The 16,370-nt window shown below is 66.2% G+C and carries 15 protein-coding genes; 13 read left to right on the top strand and 2 right to left on the bottom strand.

The window, feature by feature from the left end; translation table 11 throughout:
* Nucleotides 1-14: 14 nt before the first annotated feature.
* From cysD to AC1RDS_RS17580, 4 genes are all read left to right on the top strand, one after another.
* Nucleotides 15-974: a sulfate adenylyltransferase subunit CysD gene (gene cysD / locus AC1RDS_RS17565; protein WP_348684076.1), complete on the top strand. Its 960-nt coding sequence runs from the start codon at nt 15-17 to the stop codon at nt 972-974.
* Nucleotides 974-2,344: a sulfate adenylyltransferase subunit 1 gene (locus AC1RDS_RS17570; RefSeq protein ID WP_348684074.1), complete on the top strand. Its 1,371-nt coding sequence runs from the start codon at nt 974-976 to the stop codon at nt 2,342-2,344. The genes cysD and AC1RDS_RS17570 overlap by 1 nt, the downstream gene beginning before the upstream one ends.
* A 104-nt stretch (nt 2,345-2,448) precedes the next feature.
* Nucleotides 2,449-2,778, top strand: coding sequence for a ferredoxin FdxA (gene fdxA / locus AC1RDS_RS17575; protein ID WP_026436096.1), 330 nt, complete (start codon nt 2,449-2,451; stop codon nt 2,776-2,778).
* 154 nt (nt 2,779-2,932) lie between these two features.
* A complete protein-coding gene (locus tag AC1RDS_RS17580; RefSeq protein ID WP_348684072.1) occupies nt 2,933-3,970 on the top strand; it encodes an NAD(P)/FAD-dependent oxidoreductase in 1,038 nt (345 codons plus the stop codon).
* A 241-nt stretch (nt 3,971-4,211) separates the two neighbouring features.
* On the opposite strand, the gene thiD is transcribed toward AC1RDS_RS17580, so the two are convergent.
* Complete coding sequence (gene thiD, locus AC1RDS_RS17585) at nt 4,212-5,066, bottom strand: bifunctional hydroxymethylpyrimidine kinase/phosphomethylpyrimidine kinase (RefSeq protein ID WP_348684070.1); 855 nt, start codon at nt 5,064-5,066, stop codon at nt 4,212-4,214.
* A gap of 241 nt (nt 5,067-5,307) precedes the next feature.
* Here thiD and AC1RDS_RS17590 point away from each other — a divergent pair, with 241 nt between their 5' ends.
* The 4 genes from AC1RDS_RS17590 to AC1RDS_RS17605 are packed head-to-tail and all read left to right on the top strand — an operon-like array spanning nt 5,308 to nt 8,356.
* A complete protein-coding gene (locus AC1RDS_RS17590; protein WP_026436099.1) occupies nt 5,308-6,417 on the top strand; it encodes an FAD-dependent oxidoreductase in 1,110 nt (369 codons plus the stop codon).
* Entirely contained in the window at nt 6,414-6,611 is a 198-nt protein-coding gene (gene thiS / locus AC1RDS_RS17595) for a sulfur carrier protein ThiS (RefSeq protein WP_092696676.1), read from the top strand. Before AC1RDS_RS17590 ends, thiS begins: the two co-directional genes overlap by 4 nt.
* A gap of 13 nt (nt 6,612-6,624) precedes the next feature.
* Nucleotides 6,625-7,434, top strand: a complete 810-nt coding sequence (locus tag AC1RDS_RS17600; RefSeq protein ID WP_092696675.1) for a thiazole synthase — start codon at nt 6,625-6,627, stop codon at nt 7,432-7,434.
* Nucleotides 7,427-8,356, top strand: coding sequence for a thiamine phosphate synthase (locus AC1RDS_RS17605; RefSeq protein WP_092696674.1), 930 nt, complete (start codon nt 7,427-7,429; stop codon nt 8,354-8,356). Before AC1RDS_RS17600 ends, AC1RDS_RS17605 begins: the two co-directional genes overlap by 8 nt.
* A 95-nt stretch (nt 8,357-8,451) precedes the next feature.
* On the opposite strand, the gene AC1RDS_RS17610 is transcribed toward AC1RDS_RS17605, so the two are convergent.
* Nucleotides 8,452-10,503: a hypothetical protein gene (locus AC1RDS_RS17610; protein WP_348684067.1), complete on the bottom strand. Its 2,052-nt coding sequence runs from the start codon at nt 10,501-10,503 to the stop codon at nt 8,452-8,454.
* Nucleotides 10,504-10,682: 179 nt separating this feature from the next.
* On the opposite strand from AC1RDS_RS17610, the gene AC1RDS_RS17615 reads away from it, so the two are divergent.
* The 5 genes from AC1RDS_RS17615 to AC1RDS_RS17635 all read left to right on the top strand — a co-directional run bounded on the left by AC1RDS_RS17615 (nt 10,683) and on the right by AC1RDS_RS17635 (nt 16,328).
* Nucleotides 10,683-12,206 carry a 3-hydroxyacyl-CoA dehydrogenase gene (locus AC1RDS_RS17615; protein WP_348684066.1) on the top strand — a complete coding sequence of 508 codons (1,524 nt, stop codon included), beginning with the start codon at nt 10,683-10,685 and terminating at the stop codon, nt 12,204-12,206.
* Between the two features lie 19 nt (nt 12,207-12,225).
* Nucleotides 12,226-13,005 carry an oxepin-CoA hydrolase, alternative type gene (locus AC1RDS_RS17620; RefSeq protein ID WP_348684064.1) on the top strand — a complete coding sequence of 260 codons (780 nt, stop codon included), beginning with the start codon at nt 12,226-12,228 and terminating at the stop codon, nt 13,003-13,005.
* Nucleotides 13,006-13,166: 161 nt separating this feature from the next.
* Nucleotides 13,167-13,886: a Crp/Fnr family transcriptional regulator gene (locus tag AC1RDS_RS17625; RefSeq protein WP_026436106.1), complete on the top strand. Its 720-nt coding sequence runs from the start codon at nt 13,167-13,169 to the stop codon at nt 13,884-13,886.
* A gap of 24 nt (nt 13,887-13,910) precedes the next feature.
* The gene (locus tag AC1RDS_RS17630; protein ID WP_092696671.1) at nt 13,911-14,996 is read left to right on the top strand and encodes a phosphotransferase; all 1,086 of its coding nucleotides are present in this window, start codon (nt 13,911-13,913) and stop codon (nt 14,994-14,996) included.
* A gap of 57 nt (nt 14,997-15,053) precedes the next feature.
* A complete protein-coding gene (locus AC1RDS_RS17635; RefSeq protein WP_092696670.1) occupies nt 15,054-16,328 on the top strand; it encodes an acyl-CoA dehydrogenase family protein in 1,275 nt (424 codons plus the stop codon).
* Nucleotides 16,329-16,370 lie beyond the last annotated feature (42 nt).

The raw sequence follows: 16,370 nt of genomic DNA on the forward strand, positions 1-16,370 counted from the left end.
CCACGGAGCCGACCATGAACGCCCGCACAGACGCTGCGCTGCTGCAGAAGAACGCAAACAGCCCCATGAGCTACCACCTCAACAACTCGCATCTCGACGCCCTGGAAGAAGAAACCATCTTCATCCTGCGCGAAGTCGCCGCCGCCTTCGAGCGCCCTGCCCTGCTGTTCTCGGGCGGCAAGGATTCGCTGGTCATGCTCAAGTGCGCCGAAAAAGCCTTTGGCACAGGCCGCATTCCTTACCCGCTGCTCATGATCGACACGGGCCACAACTTCCCCGAGGTCACGGACTTCCGCGACTTCCGCGCAAAAGAACTGGGCGCCGACCTCATCGTGCGCAGCGTCGAGGATTCGATGGCGCGCGGCACCGTGCGGCTGGCCCACCCCGGCGAATCGCGCAACGTGCACCAGTCCGTCACGCTGCTGGAAGCGATCGAGGAATTCCGCTTCGACGCGCTGATCGGCGGCGCCCGCCGCGACGAGGAAAAGGCCCGCGCCAAGGAGCGCATCTTCAGCCACCGCGACAGCTTCGGCCAGTGGCAGCCCAAGGCCCAGCGCCCCGAACTGTGGACGCTGTTCAACACGCGTCTGCAGCCCAATGAGCACTTCCGCGTGTTCCCCATCAGCAACTGGACCGAGCTGGACGTGTGGCAATACATCGACCGCGAACAGATCGGCCTGCCCAGCATCTACTACACCCACAAGCGCCCGGTGGTGGACCGCAAGGGCCTCTTGATGCCCGTGACCGAGCTGACCCCGCCGCGCGACGGTGAAGTGGTGGAGACACGCGACGTGCGCTTTCGCACCGTGGGCGACATCACCTGCACCGCACCGGTAGAGAGCACCGCCGCCACACCGGCCGATATCGTCATCGAGACCCTGGCCGCCGACGTGAGCGAGCGCGGCGCCACGCGCATGGACGACAAGACGAGCGACGCTTCGATGGAAAAGCGCAAGAAAGACGGGTATTTCTGATGACTACTAATTTGATAGCTGAAACCTCTGTAGTGGCAGGCGCCTCAGTCAGAAACGACCATATTTCCGCGCTGAAGTTCATCACCTGCGGCAGCGTGGACGACGGCAAGAGCACGCTGATCGGCCGCCTGCTGGTGGACAGCAAGGCCGTGCTGCAGGACCACCTGGCCGGCGTGCAACGCCAGGGCGAGACCGACCTGGCCCTGCTGACCGACGGCCTCAGCGCCGAGCGCGAACAGGGCATCACCATCGACGTGGCCTACCGCTATTTCGCCACCGAAGCGCGCAAGTTCATCATCGGCGACGCGCCGGGCCATGAGCAGTACACGCGCAACATGGTCACGGCCGCCAGCAGCGCCGACGCCGCCGTGGTGCTGGTGGACGCCACCAAGCTCGACTGGCAGAACCCCGGCCTGCAGCTGTTGCCGCAGACGCGCCGCCACAGTCTGCTGGCGCACCTGCTGCGCGTGCATTCGCTGGTGTTCGCCGTGAACAAGCTCGATGCGGTGGAAGATCCGGCGCTCGCCTGGAAGCACATCCAGGGCGCGCTGCAGGCCTTTGCGCAGGCAGCGGGCATCACCGTGCGCGCCACGGTGCCCGTCTCGGCCCTGAAGGGCTGGAACGTGGTGGACGCCCATGCCGGTTGGTGCGGCTATGACGGCCCCACCCTGCTCCAGGTGCTCGAGGAACTGCCCAACACCCCCGCCGACACAGCGCTGCCCCTGGCCTTCCCGGTGCAGTGGGTCGAGAAGTTCTCGTCGTCCTCCGACACTTCGCAGGGCCGCCGCGTGTTCTGGGGCCGTGTGGCCGCAGGCAGTTTTGCACCCGGCGCCGCCGTACAGATCTTCCCGAGCGGCCAGCTGGCCACTGTGGCCCAGGTGCTGGACCACGCCCGCCGCCCCCAGGACGTGCCCGCAGGCACCAGCGCCGGCATCATCCTCGACCGCGAGGTGGATGTCTCGCGTGGCGACTGGATCCTGGCTGCCCCCACGGCAGCTGCCGCTCCGGCCACCGAAGACGACTTCGGCGACACACCCGCCGCAACGCCTGCCTGGCCCGCCAGCCGCGAGCTGCACACCACCGTGGCCTGGATGGACGACGAGCCCCTGGTGGCAGGCCGCGTGTACTGGGCCCTGCACGGCCACCGCTGGGTCAAGGCCAAGGTGAAAGCCGTGGTGCACAAGCTCAACATCAACACGCTGGCCGAAGAGCCCAGCACGCAGCTGGACCCCAATGCCATTGGCCATGTCCAGCTCGTGCTGCAGGAGGCCATTCCGGCCGCTGCGTTCGGCCAAGCCCGCATCCTGGGATCGCTGATCCTGGTGGACACGGCCAGCCACAAAACTGCCGGCGCCGTCCTGGTCAATTGATATGTCTCCATGCCCTGAATCCACACTGATTTCAGGGCACCTTCAATCTCGTCGGTGAAAGCTTTTAAAATCGAGGGTTTCCACCGACCCACACAACTCCTGCCATGACCCACGTCGTTTCCGAAAACTGCATCAAGTGCAAGTACACCGATTGTGTGGACGTGTGCCCCGTGGACTGCTTCCGCGAAGGCCCGAACATGCTCGTCATCGACCCCGACGAGTGCATCGACTGCGCCGTGTGCATCCCCGAGTGCCCGGCCAACGCCATCTTTGCCGAAGAGGACCTGCCGGCAGACCAGATCGCCTTCATCAAGCTCAACGCCGACCTGGCCTTTGCCGACGGCTGGAAGAGCATCACCAAGCGCAAGCCCGCCCTGCCCGATGCGGACGAGTGGAATGGCAAGCCCGGCAAGGTCAAGGACCTGGTGAAATAATGCCCACCGCCCTGTGGCGCTGCGCGCCTTCCCCCTTCTCTCGCGCTGCGCGCGGTAAGGGGAACACAGCCAGTGCGACGGGGCAGCCCTTGCACGGCGGCCCGGGTCTTGGCGAGGCCTGTTGCATGGGCTCCCTGGTTCATTGAGTTCGGGAATGCCCTGCACCGACGCCATCGTCATCGGCGCTGGGCCCGTTGGGCTTTTCCAGGTGTTCCAGCTCGGCCTGCAGGGCCTGCGGGCCCATGTCATCGATGCACTGCCCCACCCCGGCGGCCAGTGCGCCGAGCTGTACGGCGACAAACCCCTCTATGACATTCCCGGCATCAAGGCCTGCACCGGACACGAACTGGTGCAGCGCCTGCGCGCGCAGATCGCGCCCTTCGCTCCCACCTTCCACCTCGGCCAGCAGGTGAGCACGCTGCAGGCGCAGCCGGAGGGCGGCTTTCTTGTGGGCACCGCGCAAGGCACGCAGCTGCAGGCCCGCACCGTGTTCATCGCCAGCGGCGTAGGTGCGTTCGTGCCGCGCACGCTCAAGCTGCCCGGCCTGGAGGCCTACGAGGGCGGCCAGCTGCGCTACCGCCTCGATGAAGGCACCCACCTCGCCGGCCAGCGCGTGGTGGTGCACGGCGGCGACGAACCCGCCGTGCAGCAGGCCATCACCTGCGCCACCGCCCCCGAGGCCTTGCGCCCGGCCCGCACCACGCTGCAGCACCGCCGCGACGTGTTCGACGCCCCGTCCGCCCTGCTGGACCAACTGCAGGCCCTGCGCGCGGCAGGCCGCATCGAGGTCGCCATCGGCGTGGCCAGCGGCATTGTGGAAGAACAAGGACGCCTTGCGGCGCTGGAGCTGACCACCCCCGAGGGCACGCCACTGCACCTGCCCCTGGACCTGCTGCTCGTGCGCCTGGGCCTGGTGCCGCGCCTGGGGCCGATTGCCGAATGGGGCCTGCAGCTGGAGCGCAAGCAGCTCGTGGTGGACCCTGCCACCTTGGCCACCAACACGCCCGGCATCCACGCCGTGGGCGACGCCATCACCTACCCCGGCAAGCGCAAGCTCATTCTGAGCGGCTTCCACGAAGCCACCCTCGCCGCCTTCGGCGCGGCCGAGTGGCTGGCAGGGCACAAGCTGCCGCTTGAATACACCACGAGCAGCGAGAGGTTGCAGAAGCTGCTCGGGGTCGCGGGGAACTGACTGCGCGGATTTTTCCGTTGCGGTGGAAGCCCGGCCAGACTTCCCAAGCCCCGCAGAAACAGAGGATATCCACCCCCTGGTGGTCGGCAATGATTGCCAACGGTCTTGCAACAGGTCTGAACTTGGAAGACATTGCAGAGCCGGCTGCACGCGGTTTTCCGTGGCGGCATGCTCGACATGCATCTGGGCCGAGCTGCTGGCACTGTGACCACCAGCGCTTGCCTATCAGGCACTGGTGCCATCAAACCCGCAACACCACCTGCGCCACCGGCGCATAGCCGTGGTTCAGCGGCCCGTGGCCCTGGCCGGTGTGCACGTCGGCGCCAGCCGCAATGGCCCCCAGGATATAGGCGCGGGCCTTTTCCACGGCCTGCGGCAGGGCATGCCCCTGCGCCAGAAACGCGGCCATGGCGGACGACAGCGTGCAGCCCGTGCCGTGGCCGTTGTGGGTGGCGATGCGGGCGCTTTCGAGGCGCTTGCGCTGGCCCGCCTGCGTGGCCAGCAGGTCCACCACGCGCTCACCCTTCAGGTGCCCGCCCTTGAGCAGCACGGCGGGCGCGCCCAGGCCCAGCAGATCCTGGGCTGCGTCTTCGAGGGCGCCAATGCCGTCGATCGCGCGGCCCAGCAGCAGGGCCGCTTCGTCGAGGTTGGGCGTGACCACCTCCGCCAGCGGAAATAGCTCGTTCACCAGCACCTGCACGGTCTCGCTGGCGATCAGCCGGTCGCCGCTGGTGGCCACCATGACCGGATCGAGCACCACATGGGGAAGGCGGTGGGTGCGGATGGCCTGCGCCACCACGCGCACCACCTCGGGCGACGCCAGCATGCCGATCTTGACCGCGTCCACGCCGATGTCCTGCGCCACGGCATCGATCTGGGCGCGCAGCATGTCGGGCGGCACCCCATGGATGCCCGTCACGCCCAGCGTGTTCTGGGCGGTGATGGCGGTGATGGCGGTCATGCCGTAGCAGCCCAGGGCGCTGAACGTCTTGAGGTCGGCCTGGATGCCCGCGCCACCACCACTGTCGGAGCCGGCAATGGACAGCACGCGCACGTAGCGCGGCTGCGGGGAATCGGAACGGGATGGAATGGTCATGGCAAAAATTATGGCCTATGCGCCAGGTCAATCCGGGGCGCAAAAGGATATGCTGTAATGCCTGCCTACGGACGAAACAGGGGTGTCCCGCCAGCTTGGCGCGCGACTGAGAAAGACCCTGGAGCCACTCAACAGCCGCTTCGGCGCTGGGCTCCGCTACCCGATCCAGGTCATGCTGGCGTGGGGAGTTTCCAGCAACGGCACAGCCCCGTTTTGTCCTCCTGTTGCCACAGAAGGACGCATGAACCCCCAACCTTCCTCCATTGTCATTCTGGGTGCCGGCCTCATGGGCCGGCTTCTGGCCGTTGAACTGGCCCGCCAGGGCCACGCCGTCGAAGTGTTCGACAGCGGTGGACCAGCCGCCGAGCATGCCGCCGCGCCCATCGCCGCCGCCATGCTGGCCCCGCTGGCCGAGTCCGCCGTGACCGAACCGGGCGTTGTGCGCATGGGGCAATACTCGCTCCCGCGCTGGCGCGAAATGCTGGCAGCGCTGACGCAGCCGGTGTTCTTTCAGCAGGAAGGCACGCTGATCGTCTGGCACCGCCAGGACGCCGCCGAGGCCCAGCGGCTGCAGCGCCTGCTGCAAACCACCCAGGCTACCATTCCCGAACTGCCCGCGATGCAGGTGCTCGACAGTGCCGGCGTGGCCGCGGCCGAGCCCACCCTGGCGCACCGCTTCATGCAGGGGCTGTACCTGCCCGGTGAAGGCCAGCTGGACAATCGCCAGCTGCTGGCCACGCTGGTGCATGAGATGGGCCGCCTGGGAGTGCGTTGCCACTGGCACACACCCCGCGATCCGGATGAATTCTCTCCGGGCACCCCCGGGCAGGCCGACTGGCTGATCGACTGCCGGGGGCTGGGCGCGCGGGGCCAGTGGAGCGCCTTGCGCGGTGTGCGCGGAGAGGTGGTGCGCGTGCACGCGCCCGAGGTCACGCTGCAGCGGCCCACGCGCGTGGTGCATCCGCGCTACCCCATCTACATCGCACCCAAGGAAGACCATATCTTTGTCATCGGCGCGACCGAAATCGAATCGGAAGACCTTTCACCGGCCAGCGTGCGGTCCACGCTCGAACTGCTGAGCGCGGCCTATGCCGTGCACACGGGGTTTGCCGAAGCCCGCATCGTGGAGATCGCCACCCAGTGCCGGCCCACATTGCCCGACAATCTGCCGGCTGTTCGCCAGCCGCGCCCAAGGGTGCTGGAAGTCAACGGCCTGTACCGCCATGGCTTCATGATTGCCCCGGCCATGCTCGATGTGGTGCTGGAGCTCATGGCCACCGGCCAGTCGCCACTGGCCTCCCGTTTCGACCTTGCCTTGCCCACCGGAGACGACAAGCGCGCGGCCCCATGAAAATCCTGATCAACCAGACACCCCACGAACTGCCGAACGGTGCCACAGTGGCCGACGCCATCACCACCGTGGCGGCGCGCCCGCCCTTTGCCGTCGCGGTCAACACCGTCTTCGTGCCCAACACCCGCTATGCCGAACACATGCTGCTGGCAGATGACCGGGTGGAAATCATCTCTCCTGTGACGGGTGGCTGACACCCCGCTTGCCATGACCTCATCCCATTCCGACGACGCCCTGGTTCTTTACGGCCAGTCTTTCACCAGCCGGCTGCTGCTGGGCACGGCCCGCTACCCGTCTCCGGCCGTACTGGAGGCCGCCGTGCAACGCGCACGCCCGGCCATGCTGACCGCCTCACTGCGCCGCCAGGGCAGCCACGGCGCCGAGGCGGGCAACAGCTTCTGGGAGCTGCTGCGCCGTCTGAACGTACCCATCCTGCCCAATACCGCTGGCTGCCACAGCGTGCAGGAGGCCATCACCACATCGCACATGGCCCGTGAAGTGTTCGACACCCCGTGGATCAAGCTGGAGCTGATCGGCGACGACTACACGCTGCAGCCCGACACGCTCAACCTGGTGGAAGCCGCCGAACAACTCATCAAGGACGGCTTTCAGGTACTGCCCTATTGCACCGAAGACCTGGTGCTCTGCCAGCGCCTCGTGGACGTGGGCTGCCAGGCCGTGATGCCCTGGGCCGCCCCCATCGGGACCGGGCGCGGGCCCGTCAACCCCTATGCGCTCCAGCTGCTGCGCGAGCGCCTGGATGTACCGTTGCTGGTGGACGCGGGCCTGGGCCTGCCCTCGCATGCCTGCCAGGTCATGGAATGGGGTTACGACGGCGTGCTGCTCAACACCGCCGTGGCATTGGCGCAAGACCCCGTGACCATGGCCGGCGCTTTTGCCGATGCGGTGCAGGCCGGCCGGGCCGCACGCCGTGCCGGCGCCATGGCCGCCCAGGACACCGCCCAGGCCAGCACCCCGGTGCTGGGCACCCCTTTCTGGCACCACACCCATGAGTGACATCGCCACCCTGCGGCAGGACATCCTGCAGCACCATGTCGCTGCGTTTCGAGGTTTTCCGGCGCAGCCCACGCCCGCCCCCACATCGCCAGATCCGGTGTACCAGGCGGCACTTCAGGCCAGCAGTGCCCTGGGATTCATCGCGCACGATGCCGAATGCATTGCCCGCGCCTGGCAGGTATGCACCGAGCGCATGGGTCATTTCGTCCCGACGCCATGGCCGGACGAACCAACGGACTTTGGCCTACAGCCCCTGCCCCGGGCGCTGTGTTTTGCGGCGTGTCCCCGGCAGCTGGGGCTTTATGCTGTACTGCCCGATGCGCAATGGGTAGGCCGCATGGCCCGGGCCGGCGTACCCACGGTGCAATTGCGCTACAAATCCAGCGATCCCGCCGCCGTGGCACGCGAGGTGGCCGCCGCCGTGCAGGCCGTGCAGGGCACGCAGGCGCTGCTGTTCATCAACGACCATTGGCGCCAGGCCATCGAGGCCGGCGCCTATGGTGTCCACCTCGGGCAGGAAGACCTCGATGCATTGCGGCCCGCTGAGCTGCAAGCCTTGCAGGCATCGGGGCTGCGGCTGGGTGTCAGCACGCACGGCTACGCCGAAATGCTGCGCGCCGATGCCGTGGGTCCCAGCTATATCGCCATGGGGGCGGTATTCCCCACCACGCTCAAGAAAATGGCCACGGCACCCCAAGGTCTGGGCCGGCTGGCGGCTTATGCACGCCTCATGCGGGAGTATCCACGGGTTGCCATTGGCGGCATTGGCGCCGATCAGTTTGGCGAAGTGCTGGGCACCGGCGTGGGCTCCATCGCCGTGGTGCGCGCTCTCGTCAACGCACCCGCGCCCGAAGATGCCGCGCGCCAGTTGATGGCACGCTTGGCCACCATGCACAGCCCCGCAGCAGGGGCCGCTGGATAGATTGAGATTGGCGGAGCATGGTGGTTGCACCGTGTCGGCAGACTGCGGTGAACGGGATTTTCAACCGGCCGGGCCACGCAGCGCCCGGCCCCTTATCATGCCTTGGGATCGGTCTTGCGCTGTTCGCGTTCGAGACGCAATTCCATCAGGTCGTTGGCCGTGCCAAAGCCAACGGGCTGGTCCGGACGCGGCGCAGCAGTGACCGGAACAGGTGGCAGATCGCTCAGCGTGAGATGCGGAGGATCGGAAAGATCCACGTCCAGCGCCGGATTCGGTGCATCCAGGCCTGCGCTGGGCGACAAGGTGGTATTGCGGGGCAATCCTGCCGATGGCGCATGCTGGCCAAAATCAGATTCGAGGCTGGCGGCGAGCGAATCCATAGGCAGGCCGACGGCAGGAACCGGGGATTGGCCGGCGGCAGGCACGGACGCCACACGGTCCAACTGCGATCCAAGCGGCGTGGTGCGCAAACGCGGAGGCGATGCTCCGCGCGCACTTGCCGGGGTGGTCTGGGCGATGGCCAGCAGCAGCAGCAGATCGTCAAACGCAGCCAGATCAAACGGGGCCACTACGGCACTGCCATCACGCCGGAAAAGAAACTTCTCGAGCAACTGCACCACGGACGACGAAGTCCACTCGGCCTCGATGGCGGCCAGTGCATCGGGGTAGTCCTCCAGGGTTCTGCCCTTGTGGCTGAACGCTGAAAACGCGGGAACCTGCACATTGAAATGGCGACTGAACTGTTCGCGCAAGCGGGAAAAATCATCCGATCGGCCCAGCTTGTGGTACAGCCACAAGAGCTCCTGGTAGGCCGAAGGCGAGGTTTCCTGATGGTCGGCGATGTAACGCTTCATCACCTCCACGGCCTGCTCGTGCTCCCCCACGGAGACAAAAAATTCAGCCTGTTGCTGGATGTCAAAAAGCTCCTCGGGGTTGACGATTTGCGGGGAACTCTCGCGGAGAAAACCAGCCGCTGCGACCGGTGCCGGCGTCTGTGCACGCTCTGGCGTGGCGGGTGCGGGTGTCTCGCTGGAACTGACGGGCTCCATTTCCGAAGGCAGGACATAGGTATCTTCGCCCAACGGGGAAGATTCTTCGGGCGCCCAGGTGCCATGGGGGTGCGACCTCAGGCCATGGGGGTCGTACGCACCGGCATCGCTGTACTTGGCGCTCAATGCCACAGAATCGCGCCAGGCCTGCATGGCCAGCTGGGCATCGCGGCGCGCCCGGGTCCAGACCCAGGCCAGCAGGACCGAAACCAGCGCCAGCAAGGCCAGCAACACATAAACAACTCCTGCAGGAAAGCGCTGGCTCTCGATCAATGCCAGCCGCTGCTGCAACTCAACCACCGAAATGCGCTCGGCGGTTGATTTGGCACGCAAGGCAGCCATTTCGGCCTCCAGCGCGCGGACACGTTCGTCGCCTCGCTGCACCGTTTCCAGGGGCGTGTTCAGCGCCTTCCAGGCCACCGCTGCTTCTTGCCGTTGCGATGCCGAAGACTGGGCTGACACGGCCCCCATGTCGGCCGAAGGCCGCAGGGCAACCGATGGTTCGGCCAAAGCATCCAACGGCTCCATGACCAAGCGTGAGCGCTCCGGCACGGGCGGCGGCGCGACAGCCTTGGCCGTGCGCGCTTCGTTTTCAGTTGCTTTGGGCGCAACCACCCGGGGGGGGCGCGGTGGCGCAATGCGGGCTGCTGGCCTGGCGACCGGGGGTTTGAGAGGTGCAGCAGCCGCAGCCTCACCCTGTTCTCTGGGTTCGACCGGCGCTTGCGCACGGCGGCGCGCGGCAGGTGACGACACGGTGCGGTCTGCGCCTGCGCCGGAATCACGGGCTACGGCTGGGGGAGCCGACGCCAACTGGTCAATGTTCACGACGCGACCCGGCACATGCGCCATGGGCAGATCGGCCAGAAAAGTGTAAGTACGAGTGACATTGCCCGAGCAACCCGCCGACACCGTCACCGTGACGACAGGCTCGTTCACCGAACCCGCCACCTGCACACGCACCGCTGACGAGTCCACCAGGTGAGTTATCCGGATTTTGTTCTCGGCGACAGCGGAGTCACCAAATGCCACGTCGGCCGTGATGCAGGACGAAGCCAGATCCGCACCGGCATCGGGCTGCACACCGAAAGCGAGATCCACCGGAGCACCGAGGATGACAGATCCCCGGCTTTGCCCCAGTGAGATGGCAGTTGCACCGCTGGCAACCAACCAACACCCGAGTCCGAAAATGAATTTACGTAATTTCACAAACGTTTCTTTTTTTGGCATGGTTATTTTTGCACACAAGTGCCCTGAAACGCCACCGCCATAATGCCGCCATGAAAAATCAGTTTTCCACCATAGGCATCGTAGGTGCCGGCGCCATGGGCCGAGGCATAGCACAGATAGCAGCCCAGGCCGGCAGCCGGGTTCTCTTGCTGGACATGCAGCCGGATGCCGCAGAGTCGGCCCGCCAAAGCATTCAGGCCCAATGGCAACGCCTGCTGGAAAAAGGGCGCATTTCCAGTGAGCAGATGACCCACTGGGCCAGTCAACTGCAGCCCGCAGCCGCCGTGGCCGATCTGGCTTCCTGCGACTTGGTGATCGAAGCCATCGTGGAGCGGCTGGATGCCAAGCAGGCACTGTTCAAACAACTGGAATCCGTGGTGGGGCCGCAGGCCGTGCTGGCCACCAATACATCGTCGCTGGCAGTCACCGCCATCGGCGCAGCCTTGCAACGGCCTGAGCGGCTGGCAGGTTTTCACTTCTTCAACCCCGTGCCCTTGATGAAGGTGGTGGAGGTGATCGGCGGGCTCAAGACGGCCCCCGCGGTGTGCGAGGCGCTGGCCCAATACGCACGCCAGATGGGACACACCCCGGTGCAGGCGCAGGACACCCCGGGCTTCATCGTCAACCACGCCGGACGTGGCTTCGGCACCGAGGCCTTGCGCATCGTCAGCGAAGGCGTGGCCGATTTCGCCACCATCGACCGCATCCTGCGCGACCAGGCGGGTTTCAAGCTGGGGCCCTTCGAGCTCCTGGACCTGACAGCGCTGGATGTGTCCCACCCGGTGATGGAATCCATCTACCACCAGTATTACGAGGAACCGCGGTTTCGCCCCAGCGTCATCACAGCGCAGCGTCTGGCGGGCGGAATGCTCGGCAAGAAAGTGGGCGAAGGGTTTTATCGCTACGAAAACGGCGTGGCGCAGATTCCCCCCGAACCAGCTGCGCCCGAAGTGAGCAGCATTCCGCCGGTCTGGGTGTCGCCGCGCGCCGCCCGGCGCGCCGAGCTTTACCAGCTGCTCAAGGACCTGGGCGCCTCCATCGAAACGGGCGCCTCGCCCTCGCAAACAGCCATCTCGCTGGTGGCTCCGCTGGGTTTCGACATCACCACCGTAGCCGTGGTGGAGCGCCTGGATCCTGCCCGCACCATCGGCATCGACATGCTGATCGACGACGCAGCAACGCGGCGGCGGGTGCTCGCCACCAATCCGGCCACGCGCGTGGACATTCGCGATGCAGCCCACACCCTCTTCGCCCGCGACGGCAAGGCCGTCAGCGTGATCCGCGACAGTGGTGGCTTCGTCACCCAGCGCGTGGTGGCCACCATCGTCAACATTGCCAGCGACATCTGTCAGCAGCAAATCTGCAGCCCGCGTGACCTGGAAACCGCTGTCACGCTGGGACTCGGCTACCCCCTCGGGCCGCTGGCCATGGGCGACCGCTGGGGCCCCACCAACATCCTTGAAGTGCTGTTCAACATGCAGACGGTGTATGGCGACCCACGGTATCGCCCCAGCCCCTGGTTGCGCCGGCGAGGGGCCATCGGTCTGAGCCTGGCACACGTTGAAGAGCATTAACCCCTGTCTGCACCACCCCATGCCCGCACAACTTCAAGCCGCCCGCGAGGGCCAGACCCTGGTTCTGACACTCCGCAACCCGGAGCTGCGCAACGCCATCGACCCGGTCATGTATGCCGCGGGCATCGAGGCACTCAACGTCGCAGAAAGCAGCACCGAAGTGCGCAGCGTCGTCATCACAGGAGCGGACGGCATGTTCTGCTCGGGTGGCAACCTGCTGCACCTGCAAGCCAGCCGGCAGGCCGACCCGCAGGTGCAGGCGCAGGGCATCGAAGGCCTGCACAGCTGGATCGAAACCATTCGCGCCTTTCCCAAGCCCGTCATCGCAGCGGTCGAAGGCGCAGCGGCAGGTGCCGGCTTCTCGCTGGCACTGGCGTGCGACCTGGTGGTGGCAGCCCGCAATGCGGTGTTCTTGATGGCCTACAGCAACGTAGCCCTCTCGCCCGATGGAGGCGCCAGCTGGAGCCTGGCGCAGGCACTGCCGCGCCAGCTGGCCACCGAAATCCTCATGTGCGGCGACCGCATTGCGGCAGAACGCCTGCACGCCCTGGGCGTCGTCAACCGCGTGGCCGAGCCGGGCAGCGCCCTGGCGACGGCGCTGGCGCTGGCCGATCAGCTCAACGCACGGGCGCCCAACGTACTGTCCAGCATCAAGGAACTGGTAGCCGAAGCGCCCCACAAAACGCTCTCCACGCACCTGGCCAGCGAACGCGACCACTTTGTGAAGAACCTGCACCATGCCAACGCGGGTGCCGGTATCGCGGCATTTCTGGAAAAACGCACGCCGAGATACGAGTAGCCGCCCGACCCCTCACCCATCCACGCACCCCCGGCGCCCCACAAGGCTTCGGGGGTTTTGCTTTCTGCAAAGGCCGCAGACACGCAGGCGACACCCCTGACGTCAGGCGTCCGTCCCTCACGCGACAATGATCCGGTTTCCAGTCACACACAAGACAGGCCATGGACGACCCGATTCTTACCATTGATGAACGTGAAGCGATCAACTCCGGTCGCTGGTTTTCTTCTCTTTCACCTTCCCTGCGCCACGACATCCTCCGATGTGCATACGTCAAACGCTTCAAGGACGGCGGCCTCATCGCCGCCCGGGGCGACCCGCCCGAGGAGTGGATTGCCTGCGCGCGCGGTGCCGTGCGGGTGAGCTCCACCTCCATCTCGGGCAAGCAGATCACGCTGACCTATGTGGAGCCAGGCATCTGGTTTGGCGATGTGGCGATCTTCGACGGGGATCGGCGCACGCACGATGCCTATGCGCACGGCGACACCACGATCCTGTGCGTGGCGAAGGCCGACTTCAAGAAAATTCTTGCGGCGCACACCGAGTTCTCCGAAGCCATGCTGCGCCTGCATGCGCGGCGCATCCGGCAACTCTACGGCCTGGTGGAAGACCTCAACACCCTGCCCCTTCGGGCGCGGCTGGCCAAGCAACTGGTGCACCTGGTGCGCAGCTACGGCATTCCCAGCCTGTCCGATGGCAGCGAGATGCGCATCGGACTGCAACTGGCGCAGGAAGAACTGGCGCAACTGCTGGGCGCATCGCGCCAGCGGGTGAACCAGGAACTCAAGGCCATGGAACGCGAGGACGCGATCCGCATCGAGCCGGGGGGTCTGGTGGTGCGCGATCGCGCTGCACTCATGCGCATTGCCGAAACCGACAACTGAAGCACAACCAACGCCTCGCCATCCATGAGCAACTTTGACCACTTCGTTGGCACCCGGCCCGTCTCCGACCAGCACGCGTTCGACATCGCCACGCTGAGCGCCTGGCTCGCGCAGAACATGGAAGGCTTTGCCGGCCCCCTGACCGTGGAGATGTTCAAGGGCGGGCAGTCCAACCCTACCTACAAGCTCAACACGCCCACCGCCAGCTATGTGATGCGGGCCAAGCCCGGCCCCGTGGCCAAGCTGCTGCCCTCGGCCCATGCCATCGAGCGTGAGTTTGCGGTGATGCGCGGCCTGCATGGCACCGACGTGCCCGTTCCGCGCATGCATGTGCTGTGCGAAGACGAGTCGGTGATTGGCCGCGCCTTTTATGTGATGGAGTGCATGCAGGGCCGTGTGCTGTGGGACCAGTCCCTGCCCGGCATGTCGCAAGCCGAACGCGGCGCCATCTACAACGAGATGAACCGCGTGATCGCGGCGCTGCACACCGTGCAGTTTGCCGACCGGGGCCTGGCCGGCTACGGCAAGCCCGGCAATTACTTCGACCGCCAGATCGGCCGCTGGAGCAAGCAGTACGTGGCCTCCATCACGCAGCCCATTGCCGAAATGGACAAGCTCATGGAATGGCTGCCCGCAAACATGCCCGCCAGCGCGCGGGATGAAAGCAAGGTTTCCATCGTGCATGGCGACTACCGCCTGGACAACCTGATGTTCCACCCCACCGAGCCGCGCGTGATCACCGTGCTGGACTGGGAACTGTCCACGCTGGGCCACCCGCTGGCCGACTTCAGCTACCACTGCATGAGCTGGCACATTCCGGCGGCAATGGGCCGCGGCATTGCGGGGCAAGACCTTGCCGCCCTCGGCATTCCCAGCGAAGACAGCTACATCCGCCGGTACTGCGAGCGCACCGGAATCACCACGCCCGAGGCGCTGCGTGCCGACTGGAACTTCTACATGGCCTACAACATGTTCCGCATCGCGGCCATCCTGCAAGGAATTGCCAAGCGCGTGGAGGCGGGCACCGCCTCCAGCGCACAGGCCAAGGCCTCGGGCGACACGGCGCGGCCGATGGCCGAGCTGGCCTGGTCGTTCGCGCAGCGGGGCTGAGGACGCAACACGGGCACAGGCGCCATCACCCCACGATCACCAAAGGAGAAGAACCCCATGGACTTTGACTACTCGCCCAAAACCAAGGAACTGCAGGCCAGGCTGCTCCAGTTCATGGACGACCACATCTACCCGGCTGAAGCCGCCTACGCCGCCGAGCTGGCCGCCAACACGGCCGCCGGCAAGCGCTGGAGCGCGCTCCAGACCATCGAGAACCTCAAGCCCAAGGCCCAGGCCGCCGGTTTGTGGAACCTGTTCCTTCCCGTGGACAGCGCGGCGGCGTCGGGCTATGACGGTGCCGGCCTGACCAACCAGGAATATGCCCCCCTGGCCGAAATCATGGGCCGCGTGCAATGGGCCAGCGAGGTGTTCAACTGCTCGGCGCCCGACACCGGCAACATGGAAACCATCGCGCGCTATGGTGACGAAGCCAACAAGGCCCGCTGGCTCAAGCCGCTGCTCGAAGGCAAGATCCGCTCGGCCTTCGCCATGACGGAACCCGAGGTGGCATCCAGCGACGCCACCAACGTCCAGACCCGCATCGAGCGCCAGGGCGACGAATACGTCATCAACGGCCGCAAGTGGTGGATCTCGGGTGCCGCTGATCCGCGCTGCGCCGTGTTCGTGACCATGGGCAAGACCGACCCCGAAGCCCCCAAGCATTCGCAGCAAAGCATGGTGCTGGTGCCCGCCGATACCCAGGGCATCACCATCATCCGCCCGCTCAACGTGTTCGGCTACGACGATGCGCCGCACGGCCATGTCGAGATGACGTTCGACAACGTGCGCGTGCCGGTCAGCAACATCCTGCTGGGCGAAGGCCGGGGCTTCGAGATCGCCCAGGGGCGCCTGGGCCCCGGGCGCATCCACCACTGCATGCGCCTGATCGGCCTGGCCGAACGCGCGCTGGAGCTGATGTGCAAGCGCGCCAGCTCCCGCACCGCCTTTGGCAAGACCGTGGCCCAGCAGACCGTGACGCAGGAGCGCATTGCCGAAGCCCGCTGCAAGATCGACATGGCGCGCCTGCTCACGCTCAAGGCCGCCTGGCTGATGGACACCGCCGGCAACAAGGTCGCACGCACCGAGATCGCCATGATCAAGGTGGTGGCGCCCAGCATGGCCTGCCAGGTGATCGACTGGGCCATGCAGGTGCACGGCGGCGGCGGCATGTGCGACGACTTCCCGCTGGCCTACGCCTACGCCGGTGCGCGCACGCTGCGCTTTGCCGACGGCCCCGACGAAGTGCACCGCAATGCCATCGCGAAATGGGAGCTGGGCAAGTACGCAGCGCCCCGGCACGAGGCGCCCCCCCCGGTCACGCGCGGCTGTTGAGCGCCAGCGCAAGCACGCACCGAACGGCTACGATGGGGGCAC

Source organism: Acidovorax sp. GW823-FHT02H02 (assembly GCF_058797075.1).

Excerpts from the sequence above, each read along its gene's own strand:
- AC1RDS_RS17605 (WP_092696674.1), top strand. The coding sequence starts at position 7,427 with ATGAGTGACATCGCCACCCTGCGGCAGGACATCCTGCAGCACCATGTC.
- AC1RDS_RS17625 (WP_026436106.1), top strand. The coding sequence starts at position 13,167 with ATGGACGACCCGATTCTTACCATTGATGAACGTGAAGCGATCAACTCC.
- AC1RDS_RS17570 (WP_348684074.1), top strand. The coding sequence starts at position 974 with ATGACTACTAATTTGATAGCTGAAACCTCTGTAGTGGCAGGCGCCTCA.
- AC1RDS_RS17630 (WP_092696671.1), top strand. The coding sequence starts at position 13,911 with ATGAGCAACTTTGACCACTTCGTTGGCACCCGGCCCGTCTCCGACCAG.
- thiS (WP_092696676.1), top strand. The coding sequence starts at position 6,414 with ATGAAAATCCTGATCAACCAGACACCCCACGAACTGCCGAACGGTGCC.
- AC1RDS_RS17600 (WP_092696675.1), top strand. The coding sequence starts at position 6,625 with ATGACCTCATCCCATTCCGACGACGCCCTGGTTCTTTACGGCCAGTCT.
- cysD (WP_348684076.1), top strand. The coding sequence starts at position 15 with ATGAACGCCCGCACAGACGCTGCGCTGCTGCAGAAGAACGCAAACAGC.
- AC1RDS_RS17580 (WP_348684072.1), top strand. The coding sequence starts at position 2,933 with ATGCCCTGCACCGACGCCATCGTCATCGGCGCTGGGCCCGTTGGGCTT.
- AC1RDS_RS17635 (WP_092696670.1), top strand. The coding sequence starts at position 15,054 with ATGGACTTTGACTACTCGCCCAAAACCAAGGAACTGCAGGCCAGGCTG.
- AC1RDS_RS17620 (WP_348684064.1), top strand. The coding sequence starts at position 12,226 with ATGCCCGCACAACTTCAAGCCGCCCGCGAGGGCCAGACCCTGGTTCTG.
- fdxA (WP_026436096.1), top strand. The coding sequence starts at position 2,449 with ATGACCCACGTCGTTTCCGAAAACTGCATCAAGTGCAAGTACACCGAT.
- AC1RDS_RS17590 (WP_026436099.1), top strand. The coding sequence starts at position 5,308 with ATGAACCCCCAACCTTCCTCCATTGTCATTCTGGGTGCCGGCCTCATG.
- thiD (WP_348684070.1), bottom strand. The coding sequence starts at position 5,066 with ATGACCATTCCATCCCGTTCCGATTCCCCGCAGCCGCGCTACGTGCGC.
- AC1RDS_RS17615 (WP_348684066.1), top strand. The coding sequence starts at position 10,683 with ATGAAAAATCAGTTTTCCACCATAGGCATCGTAGGTGCCGGCGCCATG.